Source organism: Pseudomonas sp. 43(2021), from assembly GCF_017490805.1.
GTDB lineage: Bacteria > Pseudomonadota > Gammaproteobacteria > Pseudomonadales > Pseudomonadaceae > Aquipseudomonas.
Window position 1 is genome coordinate 1 of record NZ_JAFGYJ010000307.1, and the last position, 504, is coordinate 504.

At 54.6% G+C, this 504-nt stretch carries 1 protein-coding gene; it reads right to left on the bottom strand.

The annotated features are described in order from the left end of the window. Positions 1-160: 160 nt before the first annotated feature. A partial coding sequence (locus J5M71_RS27355) for an HAD domain-containing protein (RefSeq protein ID WP_207838672.1) occupies positions 161-504 on the bottom strand: 344 nt, incomplete at its 5' end.

Below are 504 nucleotides of genomic sequence, written 5' to 3' on the forward strand. Positions count from 1 at the left end.
CTCTCGAAGACTTTGGTCGAGAGCGTCATCGAAAACCCTCTTCAGGCCGCTCTTCGATTCGACTCGTGATTTCGCATGACGAATTTTCTTTCGCATCACCAAACCTCAAGTTCTGGTGTTATCAACAGCGCTTCCCAATGTCTACAATGACTCTTGCCGCTTACGAAAACGCCTGCCGCAACCTGCTTGTCAAAAGTTCGACCACAGCGGGTTCCCCTAATCCGGAATCGGTCTGGGTATGCACAAGTCGCTCCCAATGCGCATCGAAGCCATCCTTTCTGTCATCAATCGCCATCCATGTGAGAAGCGCATGACGGCGAACATAATCGAGCACTTGCTGGCCGCGCGACAACATGGGCCACAATTGCTCGTCGAACTCACAGCCTTGGTACGTTGCGCCGATGACCCTTGCGCGGAGCGATGGCGACGGCAACTGCGAGCAGGTGTAGTCGACGCCAAACCGGAACGCCCAATCGGAGGAAAGGACAACCGACACGTCTGGAT